The organism is Undibacterium hunanense (assembly GCF_014284335.1).
In the GTDB taxonomy this organism is placed as follows: Bacteria; Pseudomonadota; Gammaproteobacteria; order Burkholderiales; family Burkholderiaceae_D; genus Undibacterium; species Undibacterium hunanense.
The window spans coordinates 122,802-143,042 of record NZ_JACOGF010000002.1; the positions used below are offsets into that span (position 1 = coordinate 122,802).

Sequence of the window (20,241 nt, forward strand, 5' to 3'; positions counted from 1 at the left end):
CCTGGGGCAATTGACTGCCACTAAATCGAGCAGATGGTTGCACTATACGTCGTGCCAACGCAGCTAAAAAATCAATAATTCGTATAGGCATTATTTCCAAAAAGCATAATTGCTGCATCGCATCAATTTGGTGCGCTTATTTCTCCTTTACCCTCTCAAAAAATCTCTGTGCTTGTGCAAAAAAACCTGTAAAGCGCGCCCATGTTGCGTTTTGCTGGTCACGTTGGTGCAAAAAGCAGTCTCAGCCGACGCGAAAATATTTTTCGATAATTTGTAACAAGACGCTTCAATTGCAGTATTTATTTTCATAAGTAGATGAAAAGATTGAATTTTTCCTATTATTCAGCATGATCAATGCGCCATCTTCATACGGCATTACGGCCCATTAATGACGTCTGAAATTCATTATTGGCTTCAATTCATAACGTGAAGGTAAGCTAAATTCCCCCATATTGTTGTGTAGTTGTATGACAAGTTGTTGTCATCAAGGATATTTGCCTAAAATCAATTTTTTCACAGTAAGGATATTCATCTTCAGGTTAGAATTGCCATCAGTGTAATAGTGGATATGTCATGAACAGTTCACCTTGCTTTGTTAACCAAAATGCTTTATTTCACTGAAATTTGTTGAATTTGTGCAAACACTACAAGATTTTTTACAGCGTTGGCAGCAGCGAGGAATCTATACACGGCTATTTGTACCGCTCTTTTTCTTGATATTTGCCGTCACTGGTTTGCGCTACTACCTGCTGCTGGGTGCTGAAACCGCAGATGTCCGTCAAAGGTCAGAGGCAGAGCTGCGCCATTCCTTTCATTATCTGATTCCCGTACTGAGTACCCTGACAGTTCAGGGTGATAGTAAGGGCATACATACTTTACTGGATCAGGAAGCCCGTTCCAGTCCTGTCATTGCCCGTATCACCTGGCGTTATGGCAAGCAGCAGTTTGTCGGACAAGATACAGAGTTACCGCTTGCTGCCGTGCCAGCCTGGTTCAGCAGAATACTGTCCCTGCCTGCACAAACCTTTGCCAACGAAGCCCGGCTGGTCAATGGTGAAGTCGCCATGCTGCGGTTTGACACCACGCTCGAGCATGAAAAAGAACACATCTGGCAAAAATTCCTGATTCAGGCAAAAATTTCCCTGGGAATTATCTTCACCATCTATCTCTTGCTGGGTCTGATTTTGCGTTCGAACGCCAGAACCATGAACCGCCTGGCCAATGCGACCGAGCAATTCAAGAAAGGCCAGCATGCAGTACGCATGTCAGTGACTGGTACGGCAGAAGCACGTGCGCTGGCGCTGACCTTCAACAACATGGCGAATGAAGTGCAATCCCTGTTGCTGACCTTGCAACGCAGCCAGCGTGACCATAGTGAGCAATTACATTTCACCTGGCAATTGCTGCATGCCTTGCCGATACCGATATTCTTCCAGGATCAGCATGGTATATGCAGGCGTGTGAACCATGCCTGGGAATTGATGTTTGAACTGAGTGCAGAACAGGTAATCGGCCATCCCATGCCTGCTCTCTTCAGCGACGAAAGCATGCCTGGCATGTCCAGTCTTCCACTGATGCCGGAGGATGCCGACGACACGGTAAAACGGGTGACCGAGGCGAGGGCGCATGTCGCCGGTAAACATCTGGATGTGATCTTTTACCAGGCTAACCTGACCAATGTCGATGGCGAGGCGGTTGGCAGTATCGGTGCGCTGATCGACATCACTGAACGCATTCAGGCGCAGGCAGCACTGGCCGCAGAAAACGAAAAAGTGGAAACCACGCTCGCCTCGATCGGCGATGCCGTCATCAGTACCGATGTGGATGGCCGTATCCTGATGCTCAATAAACTGGCACAGCAACTGAGTGGCTGGAGCAGGGAAGAGGCATGTGAGCATCATTTACAGGATGTCTTTTTTCTGGCCGACGCGGCCAGCAGGGGCGGATTGGGTGATTTTGTCAGCAATATCTGCAATAGCGAAGATGTCTTGCAGGCCAGCAGCCAGATCCTGGCTGCCCGTGGTGGCAAGCAGATAGAAGTGGATTACACGGCTGCGCCGATACGCCAGAAAGACGGCAGCGTCACCGGTTGTGTACTGGTGTTCCGCGATGTCAGTGAACGTCGGCAACTGATGCAGCAACTTTCCTGGCAGGCGGGCCACGATGTGCTGACCGGGCTGGAAAACCGGGCCTCGCTGGCCGAACGTTTCAGCCTGGCCATCAATAGCGCCCGTGAACAGCAATGCTGGCTGGCGGTGTGCTTGCTTGATCTGGATTATTTCCAGGCCGTCAATGAAAAATATGGACATGAATTCGCCGACAAATTATTGCAGCAGGTAGCGCGACGCCTGGAAATCAGCGTCGGTTCCAGCAATAGCGTGGCCAGGCTGGGCGGGGATGAATTTGTCGTGCTCTTGCACAATCAGACCGATGTCGCCGGGGTGGAACTGAACCTCGCGCTGCTGTTGGCCGAACTGGCACAACCCTATGACATCGAACAGCGCACGGTCAGCATGTCGGCCAGCATAGGGGTGGCGATTTATCCGCGTGACGATATCAATGCCGATACCTTGTTGCGCTGTGCCGACCAGGCCATGTACCAGGCAAAACTGAGTGGCCGCAATCAATTTCATCTGTTTGATGCCGAACAAGACCAGCAATTGCGCACCCATCATAACCAGCGTGCCCGCGTCCGCCAGGCTCTGCATGAGAGTGAACTGTGCCTGTACTTCCAGCCCAAGGTCAATATGCGTCTGGGTCATGTAACAGGCATGGAAGCGCTGCTGCGCTGGCAGCATCCGGAACATGGCATCGTTGGCCCGCTGGAATTCTTGCCGCTGGTTGAACACACGGATCTGATCATCGATATCGGTGACTGGGTCTTGCAGCAGGCTATGGAACAGTTGCGGCAATGGAACCGTGAACACCGGCAATGGATAGTCAGCGTGAATATTGCTGCCCGTCATTTTCAGAGCAAGGATTTTTTACCGCGCCTGCGCAAGATACTGGCTGACTATCCGGATGTGGCGCCAGAACGCCTGGAAATAGAAATCCTTGAATCTGCTGCCATACAGGATATCCAGCACGTGCGTGAAGTCATGCTGGCCAGCCAGAAACTGGGCGTCAGCTTTGCACTGGATGATTTCGGCACCGGTTATTCTTCCCTGTCTTACCTCAAACGCCTGCCTGCCAATACCCTGAAAATCGACCAGAGCTTTGTACGCGACATGCTCGACGACAAGGATGACCTGGCCGTGATCAGTGCTGTCATCGGACTGGCGCGCGCATTCAATCGCGAAGTGATCGCCGAAGGTGTGGAAAGTGCAGAACATGGTGTCGCCCTGATGCGGCTTGGCTGCATGCTGGCACAAGGCTATGGCGTGGCGCGGCCCATGCCGGCACTACAGGTCAGTGACTGGGCAAAAAGTTACATCATGCCGGCGATATGGGGGCAGGATAAAGACCTGCACTGGGAAGGTGCCTGAACAAATTGATGGCAGGCAGGGTGATGTGAGCCTGGATAATCAGTGACATAAAAAAAGCGAATCATGGATGATGATTCGCTTTTTTTTACCTAGAAAACCCGTTTATTTCGCCGGGTATTTGATCGTCATTTCCTTCAGCACATTGTCGGCATGGTCCACTTCGCTCATGACCCACAGCATATAGCGGATATCGACATGAATTGCCCTGGTGATGGCGCTGTCAAAATACCAGTCCTTGGTAATCGATTCGTAAGTGGAATCAAAATTCAGACCTACCAGCTCACCATTCTTGTTCAATACTGCTGAACCGGAATTGCCACCAGTTGTATCCGCAGTGGACAGGAAATTCACCGGCACGCTATTCAATACCTTGTCCTTGAATATGCCGTAGTGTTTGTCCTTGATACTGGCCAGCAGATTGACCGGTGCTTCGAAAGGCGCTTTGCCGGTATCTTTTTCCAGTATGCCTTCTACCGTGGTAAATGGTCCCTTGCTGATGCCATCACGCGGCGTGTACGGTGCTACCGTGCCGTAGGTGACACGCAAGGTGGAGTTGGCATCGGGATATACAGGTTTGCCGATAGACTTCTTCCATGCAATCACAGCCTGCATGTACTGCGGGATGATGCGTTCCAGATTGCCATCCACTTCCTTGCGCTGGTTTTCCAGTGCCATGTCTATTTCATGCAGCTTGATGGCCAGACGTATGAAGGCGTCGTCGGATGCGTCGAAGGCTGCGCGGTTCTTGTTCAACCAGCCCAGTCGTGTTGCCGTATTACCCAACTGACTTTGCTGATACAGGCTGACCACGCTTTCCGGCGCTGGCAGCAAGGCGTCCAGTCCTGGTGGGTGAGCCTGTTCCGGTAATTTGTTATAGCGTTGCAGGGCAGCTGTAAAGCGCGCCTGATCGACGTTTGGCAGATAAGACTGTTCGAGCCGGTTCAGGCGGCCAGCGATGAAAGACAATTCGCGCTGCTGATAATCGGCATGCCGTTCGACATCCGGTTTTTCACTTTCGATGGCAACGCGGTACAGCGTACGCGCACTTTTCAGCATCTCGCCGGTATGGATGATGGTCCATGCGGTTTCCTGTTCGGACAATGCCATGTCACTGGCGATGACGGCATCCAGTTCAGACAGCAGAGCCTTGTTGTCGCCATGCTGTTTATACCAGGCGCGGAAATCGGCATCCTGACCATCCTTGATGGCAGCCAGATCCTTGCGGGCAAAGCCTGCCAGCAGGCCTTCGGTTTTTTTCAAGCCGTTATTGATGCCTTTGACCACGCTGGCATAACGTACTTCAGCCGTCTTGTTGCCTTCACTGGCCGCCTGGATGACGGCAATATCGGCCTTCGATTCAGCCACCTTGGCCGGATAACTGCGGTCACGCGCAAAGCGAATTTCCGCCGGCAACTTGTAACGGCTGGTGCGTCCCGGGTAACCCGCCAGCAAGATCGGGTCACCATTCTTCAGACCCTGTGCTGATACCACGAGGAAGTCTTTGGACTGATACGGGATATTCTCGGCAGACGGGTCAGCAGGACGGCCATCCTTGCCCACATAAGCGCGCAGGAAAGAATAATCGCCAGTGTGCCGTGGCCATTCAAAATTATCGACCTCACCACCAAAATTGCCTATCTTGTCAGACGGTGCATACACTAGCCTGACGTCACGTATCATCATCTGGCGTATGCGGTAGTACTCCAGCCCGCGATGGAAGCTGGGTACGGAACAGCGATAGGCCTTGTCCTGTTCACAGTCGGCAATCAGGGCCTTGATGCGGTTTTCCACCTGTTCATGGCGGGCCCGGCCAGACATGCCGGCCGTTAATCCCTTCAACACCTGGTCAGTGACGTTTTCTACCTTGTCGGTGATGTACATGTGTGCATCCGGTCCGGCAGGCAGTTCCTCTGCCTTGGTACGGGCCAGGAAACCTTCGCTGATGTAATTCTTTTCTGCCGTGGAATTTCTTTGTATGGCCTTGTAGGCGCAGTGATGATTGGTTACCGCCAGCCCGCTGTTCGACACAAAAGAGGCAGAACAGCCGCCCAGCGACACCATGGTATTGAGCGGGTGCTTGCTCAAATCCGCCAGTTTTTCAGCAGGGATTGTGATGCCTATGCGTTTGAGTTCGGATTTTAACTGGGGTAACTGATGTGGTTGCCATTGGCCTTCGTCGGCATGGGCGGATGAAACAGCACCGGCAACGGCCAGTGTCAGCGTGATAACTTTGAACAAATTGGTCTCCAACGAGGTAAAACATACGGGCGGCAGTATAGCTGTACCCATGAGCAGAAAATAGCTGGCCTACAGGAAATGCTGAAAAAATGCGGCGAAACACAGCAAAGTGCGGTGATTCCCGGTCTAATTTTTCTTTTGCATATAAAAATGACAGGAAATCCTGGTAATAGCAGTCAGTTACAGACACATATCCCTAAATTTAGTTCCTGCCTTGCCCAACCGCAAGTGCATATTATTTTCATTATTTCACCAAATGGAATAATAAATTATAAATCATGAGGATTCTCTTTGTGCTGTTAATGACAGACACTGCAATCCATGGCCTCACTTTAGGCCGTTTACCTGACAGGAGATCATCATGTCCCGTGCATTTGCCGATATCAGCTTCACCCCCAGTGTCAAAGCAGCACAAAGCCTGTATGGCAGCCGGGAAGACAATCTTGGTTTTGAACTGGTGGATGAAAAGCGTGACCATTTGCTGGAGCGTGACAGCGAATTCCTGCAGGCGCGCGACAGTTTTTATCAGGCGACGGTGTCTGAAAACGGCTGGCCGTATGTGCAGCATCGCGGAGGCCCGGCGGGTTTCCTGAAAGTGTTCGATGCCAAAACCATAGGCTATGCCGACTTTGCTGGCAATGCACAATACCTGAGCGTGGGGAACCTGTTTGCGAATGACAGGATTTCGCTGATCCTGATCGATTATCCCAGGCGGCGGCGTATGAAAATCTGGGGCCGGGCCCGTATCGTCCACGAACATGAAGAGCCTGAGCTTATCGCCAGGCTGGCCATGCCTGCTTACCGCGCCCGGATTGAACGCGCCATCATCATCACGATCGAGGCCGTAGAGTGGAATTGTCCACAACACATCACCCCCAGGTTTACCGGGGCCGAAGTGCAGGAGATGATGGCAACAGTGCTGGAAGAAAACCAGCAACTGAAGCAGCAACTAAAGCAGCAATTGCAGAGATTGCAGCAATCACTAGCGGCTGGCCGGGGAGTCGGCTCTGCGATGTGACATGGGTTTGCCGTGGGCAGCTATAATGGGAAACCCACAGCAAAGACAGGCACCATGAAACTCTATCGTTATCTGACCGGCCCCGACGACAAGGCATTCTGCCTGCGTGTATCTGAAGCGCTCAATAAGGGCTGGACCTTATATGGGGGACCAACCCTGAGTTTTAACGGCGAGCACACGATAGCCGGTCAGGCCATCATCAAGGAAGTGGACGGCGAATTTTCAGCCGGTCTGGACTTGTCCGCCATGTAATGTTTGGTAATGCTGTTATGTACCGGTCATCCGGTACAGCACCCGTTCTGCTCTCTCCTTCCTACTTATGAAACAGCAACACGAGCAATTTCCCTCGGCGCTGGAAGCAGTTTTTCTGGTCGCCTTTCTGATGGGCGTGGAATTTGTCATCAACGCCGGTTTTTACGATATGCGTTCCGTGCTGGGAATGGACCCCGCGCACATGATAGGCATCGTCTTTTTGTTGGCCAATGCCGTGCTATTTACGGTACTGCTGCATTATAAGAAGATGACTTATTCATCGCTGTTTCATGCATCCCGTACCCCGGTCATGGCTACCGTGACCTTGCTGGGTGTGCCGGTACTGATGCTGGTGCCGGCATTGTCGCTACTGATCATGCTGCTGGAACAAGTGCTGGTGCAATGGATGCCGGTACCTGTGGCGCAACAAAAGGTGTTTGACCAGATGATGCTGAGCGGTTTGTCATCCATCGTCACCGCCTGCCTGATCGCCCCGGTGGTGGAAGAAATGCTGTTTCGCGGGATTATCCTGCGCAGTTTCCTGAATCAGTATTCACGCTGGCAGGCCATATTCGTGTCTGCCCTGCTGTTCGGTTTTGCGCATCTGAACATTTACCAGTTTTTTGCCGCCTTGCTGCTGGGCGGCCTGTGTGGATGGCTGTATGAACGCAGCCGTTCTTTATGGCCTGGCATTATTTTGCACGCCAGCTATAACAGTCTGGCGATGCTGGTGGAAAGGCTGGCAGTATCCGGCGAAGACTGGCAACCAACAACGGCACATTGGTTGATCGCCATTGTGCTGCTGGTCATTGGTGCTGGCCTGCTGCACAAATTGCTGCGACAGCAGGCTTTGCCGCCGCTGGAAAAACCGGCGGATAAATAACAGAACAGGGGGAAGCGTTAACTGCTTCCCCCGGTTTTTTAGTCTGGTTGCATTTCGCGTTTCAGGCGACGCTGTACTTCCCAATCCAGTTCAGTGTCGCGTTTCTTTTCCAGTGCATCGATATGGCGCAGTTTTTTGCCTTCGACAAACTGGCCGGACAACAGCAGGCGAGGTTTGCTGCTGGCTGATACCATGCCATGTGTCGCCCAGCGTGAACGTGGCAAGGTGGTACCGGCCAGGATGCCGTAATCGCTGCCGCAACTGATACCTTTTTCACCAATCACGGATTCGCCAGACTTGATGTACTTGGCGGCATAAATCGTGGCTTTGGTGGCGATCCAGCGTCCGCAATGGATTTCGCCGCGCAGGCTGCTGATTTCGCCGGTAGCACGCAAGCTGCCCCAGGTACTGATGTCACCCTGGCTGCACAGGCTGTCGACTTCCAGGTTACCCTGGCAAATCACGACGGCAGCAAACAGGCTGCCTTCGACCTGAACGTCGGTTTCGCTGAACAACTCACCCTGGCAATTGCAGTCACCGGCGACATGGATGCCGGCAGCCGACAGATGTCCGCCGATGAACTGGATTTCACCTGCTTCCAGTACATCGTCGAGTTGTACGTTACCGTGGCAGTCCAGATCAGCACAGGTCAGGTAACCCAGTGCCTGGATATCGCCATAGCCACCGAAGGCATCATGATGATCATGACGCGCCAGGATGGCCGGGTGCACCAGTTGATGAATGAAATTACTTTCACCTGCGACAGGCTTGCGCTGATCCAGTTCCAGCATACGTGCCATCCAGTCGGCACTGCAGCCGGTTTTCAGCAGGTATTCCACTTCGATATTGCCACCTGCATCCAGCGTATGGCCAACATACAGTGATTGCACGCGGATATCGCCGGTCACCGTCAATTTACCCAGACAAAATACTTCTTCTGCTTCCAGGTCACCATCAATCAGGCAGTCACCGCCCACGATCAACTGGGTGGTGATCAGGGCATCGCCCTGTACATGTACGTCACCCGTACTGGCAAATTGCTTGCGTTTCAGGCGTGTGGTCTGCACCGGTAAAGGCGCAGGAAGAATGACGGGCGCGGTGATTTTACTGGCCACGGAGGAAGTGCGCTTGGACATGGTAAGCCTTGCAAGAAAAATGGTAATCGGGAAAAAATCGCAGAATGGTAATAGCGGATACGGCGGCATTATCCCAGAGTTTGACCGTCAGTCGCCATCTGGATTGAAGGTATTGGCTGCGCTGGCTGTATTGCCGGTGCTACCGGTCAACTCAGGATGGCAAGGCGTCCAGCCGGCCAGCTTCTGCCAGCTCGCGGATGATGCGTACGGTTTCCACGTCGGCTTCGTGGTAGGCCGATTTACGGTATTCGTTATACATGTCATTTTCGGCATCATGCTGCGCGCTTTGGCCATTGTCATAGCTGAAGCGCACAAACAGTGCCTCGGGCTGCGGTTCTTCTATGCTCATGCGCAGCGTGGAATGCGGGATTTCCTTCTGTGCTGCGACATCGTAATGCACATGTTCCAGATGCACGAAACTGACACGGTCAGTGACTTCCAGCTCGCCATATTTCAGCGTACGCGTCATGCCGGCCTCGGTGCGCTCCATGATCAGGGCGTCATCCAGATAAGATACGAATATTTTAGGTAATTCTGCCCTTAATACCAGGCCACGCCACAATTGCTCGCGGGTGATGACTTCTATCATGGGATTGCTTAAATCATTGATTTCTACCAAATGCTCAAATTTCATGGGACACCTTTTTTCAGTAACCCATAGTTTACCTTGCCTGCCCGGTATTGTAAGCATTGTGAGCAAATTCCATACTGGAAAGCAGTTTCATCATGCCAATATGCCAGCAATTCATTTGCGCAAGACCTTGTTGACCAGGTCCATAAATTGTTGATAACGGATGGGTTTTGCCATATAGGCATCACAACCGGCTGCCATGAAGCGTTCTTCATCGCCATGCATGGAAAAAGCGGTTAATGCCATGATGCGGATATGTGCAGTAGCAGCGTCATTTCTCAGCAGGCGCACTGCTGTCATACCGTCAATACCGGGCAATTGCATATCCATCAAGATCAGGTCCGGCATCTGTTCTTTCGCATAACGCAGGCCCACTTCTGCATCAACCGCCTGCAATACTTCATGACCGGCATTATTGAGCAGAAAGGACGCCAGTTTCATATTGACAGGGTTGTCTTCCACGATCAGTACGCGTGCCATGTCATTTTCCTCTGCCGGCCATGGCACGTCTGACTTCGCCGATGAAGCGGCCATGATTGAATTCGGATTTTTCCATTACTTTCTTAACATCGCCATTCAGGCGCATTCTGTCATCGGTGGTGACTTGCTTGGCGGTCAGTATCATAACGGGAATTCCAGCGGTACTGGTATCTGCTTTCAAGGCTTCAACCACGTCAAAACCATTGACTTCGGGCATCATCAGATCCAGAACGATGAGATCGGGCTGGGTGTGGCGTGCGGTATGTATGCCTTCCTGGCCACCTAGCGCCGACAGGGTACGATAACCGAAACTGTCCAGGTAGGTTGTAATCAGTTGTATCGCCTTGGGGTCGTCATCAATAATCAGGGCACTTAATCGCCGGCCGCCACTGCGCGATGCAAATCCCAGTTGTGACAGCGCAGCATTCATGACTTCCCTTGACACCGGCTTTTGCATGACCTGTGCTGCACCCAGTGACATGCCACGGCCACGGTCTGCCACGATGGAGATGATCACCACCGGTACCGATGCAAATTGGGTTTCCAGCTTGAAGCGTTGCAGGAATTCCCAGCCATCCATGCCGGGCAATAAAATATCCAGGGTAATCAGGTCAGGGCATTCCTTTTCGGCCAGTGCCAGCGCGCTTTCTGCCGAAGTGGCGCGCACGATACGGAAGCCTTCGCTTTCCAGTTGCAGGCGCAATACTTCGGCGGCCTGATCATCATCTTCAATCACCAGTGCCAACAATTTTCCCTCGGTTTCAATAGAAGGCGCTGGGGCGCTGCTGGCGCTGACCGGTATCGGCGTGCTGCCGGAAATCGCTTCCACCTGGGCGACAGAACGCAAAGGCAGCAATACCGTGAAGGTGGAGCCCCGGTTGGGTTCGCTATCCAGTGTCACGCTGCCGCCATGCAATTCTGCCATGCGCTTGACCAGGGCCAGGCCCAGACCGGTACCCTGATGGCGGCGTGCCAGACTACTGTCTATCTGCGTAAATGGCTGGAACAGGCGCGCCTGTTCTTCCGTTGACATGCCTATGCCGGTATCGCTGACCTTGATTTCCAGATAATGGTCATAGCGTCCACCCGCGATCTTCAGGCCATCGACGCGACGGGCCGCAATGTTGACTCTGCCGCCTTCGGGGGTGAACTTCACGGCATTCGACAACAGGTTATAGATGATTTGTTTGATCTTGACTTCATCCAGCCAGGCTTCGCCGATATCGTCCTGCACTTCGGCACTCAGATGCAGCCCCTGCATCAGGGCCTGCTCGCGCACGATTTGCAGGCTGGCCTGAACCAGCGGTGCGATGCTGACGGCTTCGAAATTGATATTCATTTTCCCGGCCTCGATCTTCGACAGGTCGAGAATGTCATTGATCAGGCTCAGCAGATGTTTGCCACTATTGAAAATATCATTGATGCCTTCGTTTTGCCGGGCATTCATTTCCCCCATCAGGCCATCCCTGAGTATTTCAGAAAAGCCGATGATGGCATTCAGTGGGGTACGCAATTCATGTGACATGTTCGCCAGAAATTCGGATTTCATCAGGCTGGCCTGTTCCAGTTGCTGATTTTTGGCCGCAATTTCTTCACTGCTGACGCGCAGTCGGTCAGCCAGCATTTTCAAATCGCTGTACTGGCGCAGATTGTGCAGAGCGACACCCAGCTGTATGACCAGTTTTTCCAGAAATGCCTGGTCACTGTCGATCAGTTTGGTGGTCGCTGCCAGCACCAGTACCGCCAGCCGGCGCTCCTGATAAATAACCGGCAGCATCAACACCTGCGTCGGTGTGAAATCAGCCAGCCCGGTCTGCAGATTCAGATAACCAATATCCAGAAAATTGGTTTTTCCACTGAGGGCAGCCTGACCCAGCAAGCCTTCGCCCAGTGCGAACTGGCGTGGTACTTCCCGGCCCAGGCCATGCGCTGCTTCGCAACGGAACAGGGCATTCCACTCGTCGTAGCCATATAGGGCCGATACAGCGAAACCATGGCGCTCGGCCAGCAGCGTCAGTAGGCCGGAAAAAATTTCCTCGCGGTCAAAGCTGGTGGCAAACAGGTTTTGTGCCTGCACCTGGGTATCGTCATAATGGGCAGCAGCTCTCAACTTGCGTTCAGTGTAGATAAAGTCGGTGACATCAACATTCACCGACAGACCACCGACGATGTGGCCGCTGTCGTCGCGCAAAGGAGCAGTATTGTTTGTAATAGTTTTGCGTGTGCCATCAAAGCAGCGTATATCTGCCAGTTCGTTCAAAATGGTTTCACCGGTCTGCATGGTACGCGCCAGCGCCCATTCACTGGCTGCAATACGTTTGCCGCTGTCCGGCCACCAGCCTACATATTCGGCATACTGATCCATGCTCACGTGGCGGGTACCGCCCCAGATTTTTTCGCCACACTGATTGATCTGTGTCAGCAGGCCGTTGCGGTCTGAAATAAAAACACCAACAGGCAGGATATTCAGTATCTGCCTGAGCAGGGATTCACTTTCGTGAACGGCTTTTTCGGCTGCCGAGCGATGTTTGACATCAACCCTGATCTGTTGCCACAGCAAGAACCAGCCCAGCAAAGTGATCACCACGATCAGCATGCCGACATTGCGCGCCTGCACTGAACTCTGTTCGACCTGGCGGGTGCGCTGACTGAGCAACACCTGTTCTTCCTGTTCCATCTGCCTGATCTGCTCCATCAGGCTCTCCATGACGATGCGTGGTGTTCCGCTTATGAGTCTTTTTCGCACGGCTTCAAAACCACCTTCGTTATAAACGCGCATGGTTTGCTCAAGGGTATTCAGGCGCTCATTCAGTTTTTGCGTCAAGACCTTGCTTTGCAATTGCTGACGTGGATTGTCAGCCGTCAGTTCCGCGATTTTTTTCATGGCAGCCTGTACCTGTGCCGTTTGCGCTTCGCGCTGGCCGATAAAGGAGGCGTCACCGGTAATGAGATACAGCCTTTGTACACTTTCCATTTCAAGTACAACCGATTTCATGTCATCCAGTGCACCCATGACCAGGTAAGTGTGTTCTACCCAGTTGGAATTGTTGCGGTATTCCTGCAATGCGCGATACAGTTGCCATCCCGCTGTCAGCAACAATAACAGTCCCAGGCCCAGGCCAGTGACTAACCTGAATTCTGTGCTGAATTTTTTCATGTGGTTCTTCCTGTGGAACTGGTGGCTGTCATTGTTTGGCCGATGTCAAAATGATGCTGATACAGAGTTTTATGCATCCGGTGGACGTCCAAGGCTGGGTTCCGGGGCGAAAGCGATCAGGGTGCCGGCTGTCAGCTCCAGCACAAAATAATCCAGTCGGCGATTGATGGCAGTACGGCGTTGCAGGCGCTGACGGCGTGGCGCTTGCGGTGCGTCCTGCAAGGCAGCAGGCAAGTGTGTCAGTGGTTTGCCGGTTTCTGCCGGACTTTCTTCCATCTCGTGCAAAAAACGCTGCGCCGATGCATTCGACAGGCTGATACTGCCATTGACCAGCAACAGTGCCCCGACCGGTAAATGATGGATGGCATCCGCTGCCATGTCCTTGTGGATGGAATGCATGAGCGCATCCAGTACGCGAAAAGCGTGGGCACTTTCTGCATTGGTCAGTATGCCCTGGTATTCGCGCAGCAAACGCCGCTGTTCCTGTTGTTGTACCGCATGGTCCAGCGCCTGTTTGATCGTGGCCAGCAATTCCTCATCATTGCCAGGTTTGATCAGCAGCCGGTAAGGCCTGGCCTGATTCAGGGCCTGCAATAACTGTGATACTTGCAGATGTTCAGGGTGGCTGGTCAGGATCAGGCTGACCATATCGCCATGTGTACCGTGCGTTCCATGTGTACCATAAATGTCCTGCATGAAATCAGCGACACCTGCATCTGCCGGTTCTGCGATGAGCAGGCTGATGCGCTGTGTTGCCAGCATGGCCCTGGCCTGCGTGTGGTCGGCAGCGATGCAGAGCGGGTGCGGCAAGGCCTGCAACAAGACCGGCAGTCTGGTATGCAAGCCCGTATCTGCATCAAGCAGCAGAATGCCCGGAGTATGTTCAGGCATCGTCATGCTGGTCATAGATGGCGGCAAAGCGATCGGCCTGCGCGACGAAGCAGGACAGTACGGCAGGGTCAAAATGAGCGGGATCGGTGCGGCCATCACCGTGCATGATGATATCCATACTGCGCAGGTGATTAAATGCTGGCTTGTAGGGACGACGGCTGCGCAGCGCATCATACACATCGCAGATCTGCATGACGCGTGCAGCAACGGGAATGGCTTCGCCTTTCAAGCCGTTCGGATACCCGGTGCCATCCCAGCGTTCATGATGATTGAGAGCGATTTCCGCACCCATTTCCGTGTACGGAGAACCACCAGTGGACAAGATGCTGGCACCCAGGGCGCAATGGGTGCGCATGATATTCCATTCATCCATGGTGAAACTGCCGGGCTTGAGCAGTATATGATCCGGGATGCCGATCTTGCCGATGTCATGCATGGGGCTGGACTGGAAGATGGCATCGTGAAATTCCAGCGGCAAACTCATCGCTTGCGCCAGCGTCTGGCAGTAATAACTGATACGGCGCACGTGATGGCCGGTTTCTTCATCCTTGTGTTCGGCTGCCCGTACCAGGGTGTACACGGTTTCACGGTAGGCATCTTCCAGCTGGTTGGTGCGCTGTTTCACCTGTTCTTCCAGCAACTGATTATGGTCATTCAGAAAATCACCATATTCTTTCAGCCTGAGCAGGTTACGTACCCGCACGCTAAGGTCGGCGCGGTCTATCGGCTTGGACAGAAATTCTTCGGCACCGGCTTCCAGGGCGCGCAGTTTCGAATTCCGGTCATCCAGTGCGGTCAGCATGATGACAGGTACGTGCTGGGTCGCGCTATGGGCTTTCAGTGCGGTGACGGTTTCAAAACCATCCATGCCGGGCATCATGATATCCATCAGTATCAGGTCTGGCTGAGCACTGATCGCCATGCTCAGGGCGTCGCGTCCATTGCTGGCCGACATCGTGGCATAGCCTTCGGATTGCAGCAGTAGTTGCAATAGCTTGATGTTTCTTTCTTCATCATCAACGATAAGGATACGAGCCGATTTTAAATCTTTCATAAAATGCATCCCCCCTGCGTTGAGAATAGTCTGGACTTATGTAATTGTCTAGTTTTAATAGTGTTTTTAACAAAATTATTACTTTTCAGCAACGGCTTGATGACCATTTTTAGTCTTTAATTGTTGTTGGAAATAAATTGATAATGCGTTGATGACGGTAGGATGAAGGGCTGATGCTGAGCGGATATTGCGCTGATATTGAGCCAATATTGAGTCGATATAGAGTGAATATTAAGGGCCGGTAATTGCCTGCACTCAAGTTACAATAGCACCTGAAAGTTTTTCCGGATGTGCTCCGCCTGCCAGTTATGTCTCATGGTTTGAATACCCCCCAAAGCAATGCCGTCAATTATATGGATGGCCCCTGCCTGGTCCTGGCAGGGGCCGGGTCGGGCAAGACGCGCGTCATCACCCAGAAAATCGTCAATCTGATCGAGCTGCATGGCTATGACCCAAGACATATCGCCGCCCTGACTTTTACCAACAAGGCCGCGCTGGAAATGCAGGAACGCATCGGCAAATTACTGGCAGAGCCGCGTCAGGCCAGACAACTGACGGTATCGACCTTTCACTCGCTGGGGGTGAAGATACTGCGCCAGGAAGCGCAGGCGCTGGGCCTGAAAGACCGCTTTTCCATCATGGACAGCGATGACTGTTTTTCCCTGGTACAAGATCTGGCGATTACCACCGACAAGCAGTTGATACGTCGCATACAGACTGCCATGTCGCTTTGGAAAAATGGCCTGGTTGATCCTGAAGTCGCCCTGAAACAGGCGCAGGATGAAGATGAGGCCATTGCTGCCCGTGTTTATCGCAGTTATGTCGCCACCCTGTCCGCCTACCAGGCGGTGGATTTTGACGATCTCATACGCCTGCCGGTGGAATTGTTTCGCAGCAATGAACAGGTACGCGATAAATGGCAGCGCCGCCTGCGGTATCTGCTGGTGGATGAATACCAGGACACCAATACCTGTCAGTATGAACTGGTCAAATTGCTGGTGACCGGCATAGGCAAGAAACCCATGTTTACCGCCGTTGGTGACGATGACCAGGCGATCTATGCCTGGCGCGGTGCCACCATAGAAAACCTGAAGACGCTGCAAGTCGATTTTCCTAACCTCGAAATCATCAAACTGGAACAGAATTACCGTTCCAGCACCCGCATCCTGCAGGCGGCCAATGCGGTTATTGGCAATAATCCCAAGCTGTTTGAAAAGTCGCTGTGGTCTGAACATGGCCTCGGTGATCCGGTCAAGGTACTGGGAATGCAGGATGATGAGCAAGAAGCCGAACAGGTTGCCATCATGATTTCTGCGCACCGCTTCGAGCGCCAGGCCAGGTATTCGGATTATGCGATTTTGTACCGGGGCAATCACCAGGCGCGCGTGATCGAACAGGCGTTGCGGCGCGAGCGCATTCCTTACACGATCTCTGGCGGCCAGAGCTTTTTTGACCGTGCCGAAATCAAGGACATCATTGCCTACCTGCGCCTGATTGCCAATGAAGATGATGACCCTGCCTTCATCCGTGCCATCACTACCCCGAAGCGCGGTGTTGGCCTGGCCACGCTCGAAGTGCTGGGCGAATTTGCCGGCCAGTGGCAATGTTCGCTGTTTGCCGCCGTCTTCAAGGGCGGCATAGAAGCCAAGTTGCCTGATAAACAGTTACGACCATTACGAAATTTCTGCAGCTTCATCAACCAGGTCGAAGCCCATGCCCACAGGGAAGGCCATGCCACCGAATTGCTGGATGACCTGATGAAGGAAATCAATTACGAAGGCTATCTCTACGACAGTTTTGAAGACCGTGCAGCGCAAGGCAAGTGGCAAAACGTGCTCGACTTTACCCAGTGGCTGAAAACCAAGGGCAGCGGTGGCAAGGATGGTACCGATGACCACCGCAGCCTGCTGGATCTGACCCAGATGGTGGCTCTGATGACCATGATGGAAGGCAAGGATGAAGAGCCGGATGCCGTGCGCATGTCCACCCTGCATGCCTCCAAGGGACTGGAATATCCGCACGTGTTCCTGGTCGGTGTGGAAGAAGGCATTTTGCCGCACAAGGGCGACCCTGATGCACCGGTAGAAACCATGGCAGCACGCATAGAGGAAGAGCGCCGTCTCATGTACGTAGGCATCACCCGTGCCCAGCGCAGCCTGCATATCACCTGGTGCAAAAAACGCAAGCGTGCCGGTGCGCCGGTACACTGTGATGTCTCGCGCTTCATCAAGGAAATGAAACTCGATGAAGGCACCGCCCTGCCGGCCGAGACGGAAGTGATGACGCCTAAAGAACGTCTGGCCGGTCTGAAAGCCTTATTGAACAAGCCCAGAGAGTAAGCCTGGAAAACAAGTCTGAAAAACAAGTCCGGAAAACCGGCCTCACACAACATCGCACAAGAAATCGATGCCCTGAAAAGGTGAAAATGTTAGTATTAATCACTCGGCAAGATTGATGCACTGTTGCAAGTGTTGTTGTCTTGCCATTTCTGCGGAAGTGATTTATGCATCATTGCTTAATTTTGCTCCTCTTCACATTGCTGGCCTCGCTCGCACCGTTGACTATGGCGGCGGGACGATGTGAGCGCGTGGTGATCTCGGCAGACCCGGCCTACCCGCCTTTGCACTGGCATGACGGTAAAAATTTCCACGGTGCCAGTATAGACATCGCCACCCGCATCATGAAAGATCTGGGCATACCCTATGAAGTGCGTTATCTGGGGCCATGGAAAAGGGTCTTGAGTGCAGCCCAAAGCGGCAGCATAGACCTGATTGCCACCCTGAAAAATACGCCGGAACGTAGCAGCTTTTTACTTTTCAGTGACCTGGTGCTGAGCAATCCTGTGGCCGCATTTGTCAGGAAGGGCAACATCGTACCGTACAATAAATGGGATGACCTGATACCCTATTATGGCGGCATTGCCCGTGGCAATCGTTTTGGTCGCCCCTTTGATGATTTCATGGACATGCATCTGGCCATCAATGAAACAGATAATCTGGAAATTGCATTCAAGATGTTGCAGGCCAACCGTTTTGATTATGTCATCACCGGCTATCATTCCGGCATGGCCTATCTGGCTTCAGGCAAACTGGATGACAAACTTATGCCCCTGACCCCCTATCTCATCGAGACCGCGAATTTGCTGGGCTTTGTTGCCAGCAGTCCTTGTGCCGTTCACTTGCCTGCAGTTAACAAGCAATTGCAAAAGCTGCAAAAAGAAGGCTATATAGAGCGCGCCCTGATGCAGGCCAGGGAAGAATGGCGGCTTGCCCCTAATCTGGGGAAAAACTGATCTGTTCTATTGTCCCATCACCACAGAATCCTGAACTACCTTTATCTGTCATGACACAATCCCATCTCATCACCACAGCAGAACAACTCGCCGGGCTTTTTGATACCGTCGGTGAGGCTTCCCTGAAAAAAGAAGTCAGTTATCTTCATCCGCATTACCTGGCGATGATAGAGGCTTCACCATTCGCCGTGCTGGCCACCCATGGCCCCGATGGGCTGGATGCATCACCCCGTGGTGATGCCCCCGGTTTTATCGTGGCAGAAGATCAGCACACCCTGTTGCTGCCTGAGCGGCGCGGCAATAACCGTATCGACAGCCTGCGCAATATCCTGCATGACCCGCAGGTGGCGTTGCTGTTTCTGATCCCCGGTCTGGGTGAAACCCTGCGCGTGAATGGCCGTGCCAGCATTTCGGTTGAACCGCAATTGCTGGACAAGCTGTCCGTGGACGGCAAGGCACCAAAATGCGTGATACGCATACAGGTGGAATGTGTGTTTTTCCAGTGCGCCCGTGCAATTTTGCGTTCGCAGTTATGGCAACGCGCAGACGCAGGGCGTCCGGCTGGCATCCCCAGCGCCGGCACCATCCTGGCGGCGCTGAGCAATGCCGCCATTGATGGCCAGAAGTATGATGCGGAACTACCGGCCCGCCAGCGTGCGACCCTGTATTGATCGCTGTATTGTATTTGCTGGTGACGAACGCATTTCTGCTATCCTGTGCCGCGTTGATACGTGGCAAATGCCTTACCTATTTTTTACGGGACATCCATAATGAATTTTAAAATTTCCTTTACCCGCCTTGCTGCCCGCTACCTTGGTATCGCCAGCCTGAGTCTGGCCTGCGCCGTTGCCAATGCGCAGACTGCAAAAGAAGACACGGCCAAAGGCGTGCTGTGGGAAGTGAAATCGGCTGGCAATACGGCATACCTGTTTGGTTCCATCCATCTTGCCAAGGCCAGTTTTTACCCACTGCCGGAAGCGGTGGAAAATGCCTACAAACAGGCCGACACGGTGGTCGTTGAAGTCGATACTTCCGACGCCAGGGCAGCAGAAAAAGCCATGCCCTTCTTCACCTATAAAGCACCAGACAAACTGGAAAACCACATCACCAAGAAAACCTGGGAAGACCTGCAAGGCATGGTCGGTGCGGCCAGTACCCAGTTACAGGGTTTGAAGCCAAGCATCGTGGCGACGGCACTCAGCGTCGGTGTCTTCAAGCAGCAGGGGTTTGATGCCAGCAAAGGTGTGGATCTGTACTATATGCAAAAAGCAAAACAGGACAAGAAAGAGATCGTTTCACTGGAAACCATGGAATTCCAGGCCAACGTGCTGGCCGGTTTAAGTGATGAAGATGGCGATGCCATGCTGGCACAGACTCTGGACGGCCTGAAGAATGGCGACTTGCTGCGTGAAACCAATACCATGATCGAGGCCTGGAAAACCGGCGATGCCGAAGCGCTGACCAAAATCCTGCAAGATTCTGCCAATAAGGATGCCGGTTCGCGCATGGTCATGAAATTGCTGCTTGATGACCGCAATCCCGGCATGGTGGAAAAAATCGGCAGCATGCTGGAAAGCGGCAAGAAACTGTTTGTCGTCATCGGCGCCGGACACATGAGCGGTCCCAACAGCGTCACCGAATTGCTGGAAAAGAAAGGCTTTGAAGTGAGGCAGATCAAGTAATCCGGCAGATTATATCCAGAGACCACAAGGTGGCTCTGGAAC

The 20,241-nt window shown here is 52.8% G+C and carries 15 protein-coding genes; 8 read left to right on the forward strand and 7 right to left on the reverse strand.

The window, feature by feature from the left end:
• The first annotated feature begins 713 nt into the window (after nucleotides 1–713).
• Nucleotides 714–3,485, forward strand: coding sequence for a bifunctional diguanylate cyclase/phosphodiesterase (locus H8L32_RS03765; protein WP_186945848.1), 2,772 nt, complete (start codon nucleotides 714–716; stop codon nucleotides 3,483–3,485).
• Nucleotides 3,486–3,587: 102 nt separating this feature from the next.
• On the opposite strand, the gene H8L32_RS03770 is transcribed toward H8L32_RS03765, so the two are convergent.
• Nucleotides 3,588–5,723, reverse strand: a complete 2,136-nt coding sequence (locus H8L32_RS03770) for a S46 family peptidase (RefSeq protein WP_230412046.1) — start codon at nucleotides 5,721–5,723, stop codon at nucleotides 3,588–3,590.
• Between the two features lie 361 nt (nucleotides 5,724–6,084).
• On the opposite strand from H8L32_RS03770, the gene H8L32_RS03775 reads away from it, so the two are divergent.
• From H8L32_RS03775 to H8L32_RS03785, 3 genes are all read left to right on the forward strand, one after another.
• A complete protein-coding gene (locus H8L32_RS03775) occupies nucleotides 6,085–6,741 on the forward strand; it encodes a pyridoxamine 5'-phosphate oxidase family protein (RefSeq protein WP_186945850.1) in 657 nt (218 codons plus the stop codon).
• A gap of 54 nt (nucleotides 6,742–6,795) precedes the next feature.
• Nucleotides 6,796–6,993: a DUF1737 domain-containing protein gene (locus H8L32_RS03780; protein ID WP_186945851.1), complete on the forward strand. Its 198-nt coding sequence runs from the start codon at nucleotides 6,796–6,798 to the stop codon at nucleotides 6,991–6,993.
• A gap of 67 nt (nucleotides 6,994–7,060) precedes the next feature.
• Nucleotides 7,061–7,876: a CPBP family intramembrane glutamic endopeptidase gene (locus H8L32_RS03785; protein WP_186945852.1), complete on the forward strand. Its 816-nt coding sequence runs from the start codon at nucleotides 7,061–7,063 to the stop codon at nucleotides 7,874–7,876.
• A gap of 38 nt (nucleotides 7,877–7,914) precedes the next feature.
• Here H8L32_RS03785 and H8L32_RS03790 read toward each other — a convergent pair whose 3' ends face one another.
• The 6 genes from H8L32_RS03790 to H8L32_RS03815 form a co-directional block, all read right to left on the reverse strand.
• A complete protein-coding gene (locus H8L32_RS03790) occupies nucleotides 7,915–9,012 on the reverse strand; it encodes a hypothetical protein (RefSeq protein ID WP_186945853.1) in 1,098 nt (365 codons plus the stop codon).
• A gap of 151 nt (nucleotides 9,013–9,163) precedes the next feature.
• Nucleotides 9,164–9,646, reverse strand: a complete 483-nt coding sequence (locus tag H8L32_RS03795) for an SRPBCC family protein (RefSeq protein ID WP_186945854.1) — start codon at nucleotides 9,644–9,646, stop codon at nucleotides 9,164–9,166.
• 111 nt (nucleotides 9,647–9,757) lie between these two features.
• Nucleotides 9,758–10,123, reverse strand: coding sequence for a response regulator (locus H8L32_RS03800; protein ID WP_186945855.1), 366 nt, complete (start codon nucleotides 10,121–10,123; stop codon nucleotides 9,758–9,760).
• 1 nt (nucleotide 10,124) lies between these two features.
• Complete coding sequence (locus tag H8L32_RS03805; protein WP_186945856.1) at nucleotides 10,125–13,280, reverse strand: response regulator; 3,156 nt, start codon at nucleotides 13,278–13,280, stop codon at nucleotides 10,125–10,127.
• A 69-nt stretch (nucleotides 13,281–13,349) separates the two neighbouring features.
• Nucleotides 13,350–14,171 carry a response regulator gene (locus tag H8L32_RS03810; RefSeq protein WP_186945857.1) on the reverse strand — a complete coding sequence of 274 codons (822 nt, stop codon included), beginning with the start codon at nucleotides 14,169–14,171 and terminating at the stop codon, nucleotides 13,350–13,352.
• Complete coding sequence (locus H8L32_RS03815) at nucleotides 14,164–15,225, reverse strand: response regulator (protein WP_186945858.1); 1,062 nt, start codon at nucleotides 15,223–15,225, stop codon at nucleotides 14,164–14,166. The genes H8L32_RS03810 and H8L32_RS03815 overlap by 8 nt, the downstream gene beginning before the upstream one ends.
• A 308-nt stretch (nucleotides 15,226–15,533) precedes the next feature.
• Between H8L32_RS03815 and H8L32_RS03820 the strand changes: the two genes are divergently transcribed.
• The 4 genes from H8L32_RS03820 to H8L32_RS03835 all read left to right on the forward strand — a co-directional run bounded on the left by H8L32_RS03820 (nucleotide 15,534) and on the right by H8L32_RS03835 (nucleotide 20,199).
• The gene (locus H8L32_RS03820; RefSeq protein ID WP_186945859.1) at nucleotides 15,534–17,564 is read left to right on the forward strand and encodes a UvrD-helicase domain-containing protein; all 2,031 of its coding nucleotides are present in this window, start codon (nucleotides 15,534–15,536) and stop codon (nucleotides 17,562–17,564) included.
• Nucleotides 17,565–17,728: 164 nt separating this feature from the next.
• A complete protein-coding gene (locus tag H8L32_RS03825) occupies nucleotides 17,729–18,517 on the forward strand; it encodes a substrate-binding periplasmic protein (protein WP_186945860.1) in 789 nt (262 codons plus the stop codon).
• A 50-nt stretch (nucleotides 18,518–18,567) separates the two neighbouring features.
• The gene (locus tag H8L32_RS03830; RefSeq protein WP_186945861.1) at nucleotides 18,568–19,188 is read left to right on the forward strand and encodes a pyridoxamine 5'-phosphate oxidase family protein; all 621 of its coding nucleotides are present in this window, start codon (nucleotides 18,568–18,570) and stop codon (nucleotides 19,186–19,188) included.
• 99 nt (nucleotides 19,189–19,287) lie between these two features.
• Complete coding sequence (locus H8L32_RS03835) at nucleotides 19,288–20,199, forward strand: TraB/GumN family protein (RefSeq protein WP_186945862.1); 912 nt, start codon at nucleotides 19,288–19,290, stop codon at nucleotides 20,197–20,199.
• Nucleotides 20,200–20,241 lie beyond the last annotated feature (42 nt).

Coding starts and splice junctions, on each gene's coding strand:
- H8L32_RS03775 (WP_186945850.1), top strand. CDS start 6,085: ATGTCCCGTGCATTTGCCGATATCAGCTTCACCCCCAGTGTCAAAGCA.
- H8L32_RS03780 (WP_186945851.1), top strand. CDS start 6,796: ATGAAACTCTATCGTTATCTGACCGGCCCCGACGACAAGGCATTCTGC.
- H8L32_RS03785 (WP_186945852.1), top strand. CDS start 7,061: ATGAAACAGCAACACGAGCAATTTCCCTCGGCGCTGGAAGCAGTTTTT.
- H8L32_RS03790 (WP_186945853.1), bottom strand. CDS start 9,012: ATGTCCAAGCGCACTTCCTCCGTGGCCAGTAAAATCACCGCGCCCGTC.
- H8L32_RS03795 (WP_186945854.1), bottom strand. CDS start 9,646: ATGAAATTTGAGCATTTGGTAGAAATCAATGATTTAAGCAATCCCATG.
- H8L32_RS03800 (WP_186945855.1), bottom strand. CDS start 10,123: ATGGCACGCGTACTGATCGTGGAAGACAACCCTGTCAATATGAAACTG.
- H8L32_RS03805 (WP_186945856.1), bottom strand. CDS start 13,280: ATGAAAAAATTCAGCACAGAATTCAGGTTAGTCACTGGCCTGGGCCTG.
- H8L32_RS03810 (WP_186945857.1), bottom strand. CDS start 14,171: ATGCCTGAACATACTCCGGGCATTCTGCTGCTTGATGCAGATACGGGC.
- H8L32_RS03815 (WP_186945858.1), bottom strand. CDS start 15,225: ATGAAAGATTTAAAATCGGCTCGTATCCTTATCGTTGATGATGAAGAA.
- H8L32_RS03820 (WP_186945859.1), top strand. CDS start 15,534: ATGTCTCATGGTTTGAATACCCCCCAAAGCAATGCCGTCAATTATATG.
- H8L32_RS03825 (WP_186945860.1), top strand. CDS start 17,729: ATGCATCATTGCTTAATTTTGCTCCTCTTCACATTGCTGGCCTCGCTC.
- H8L32_RS03830 (WP_186945861.1), top strand. CDS start 18,568: ATGACACAATCCCATCTCATCACCACAGCAGAACAACTCGCCGGGCTT.
- H8L32_RS03835 (WP_186945862.1), top strand. CDS start 19,288: ATGAATTTTAAAATTTCCTTTACCCGCCTTGCTGCCCGCTACCTTGGT.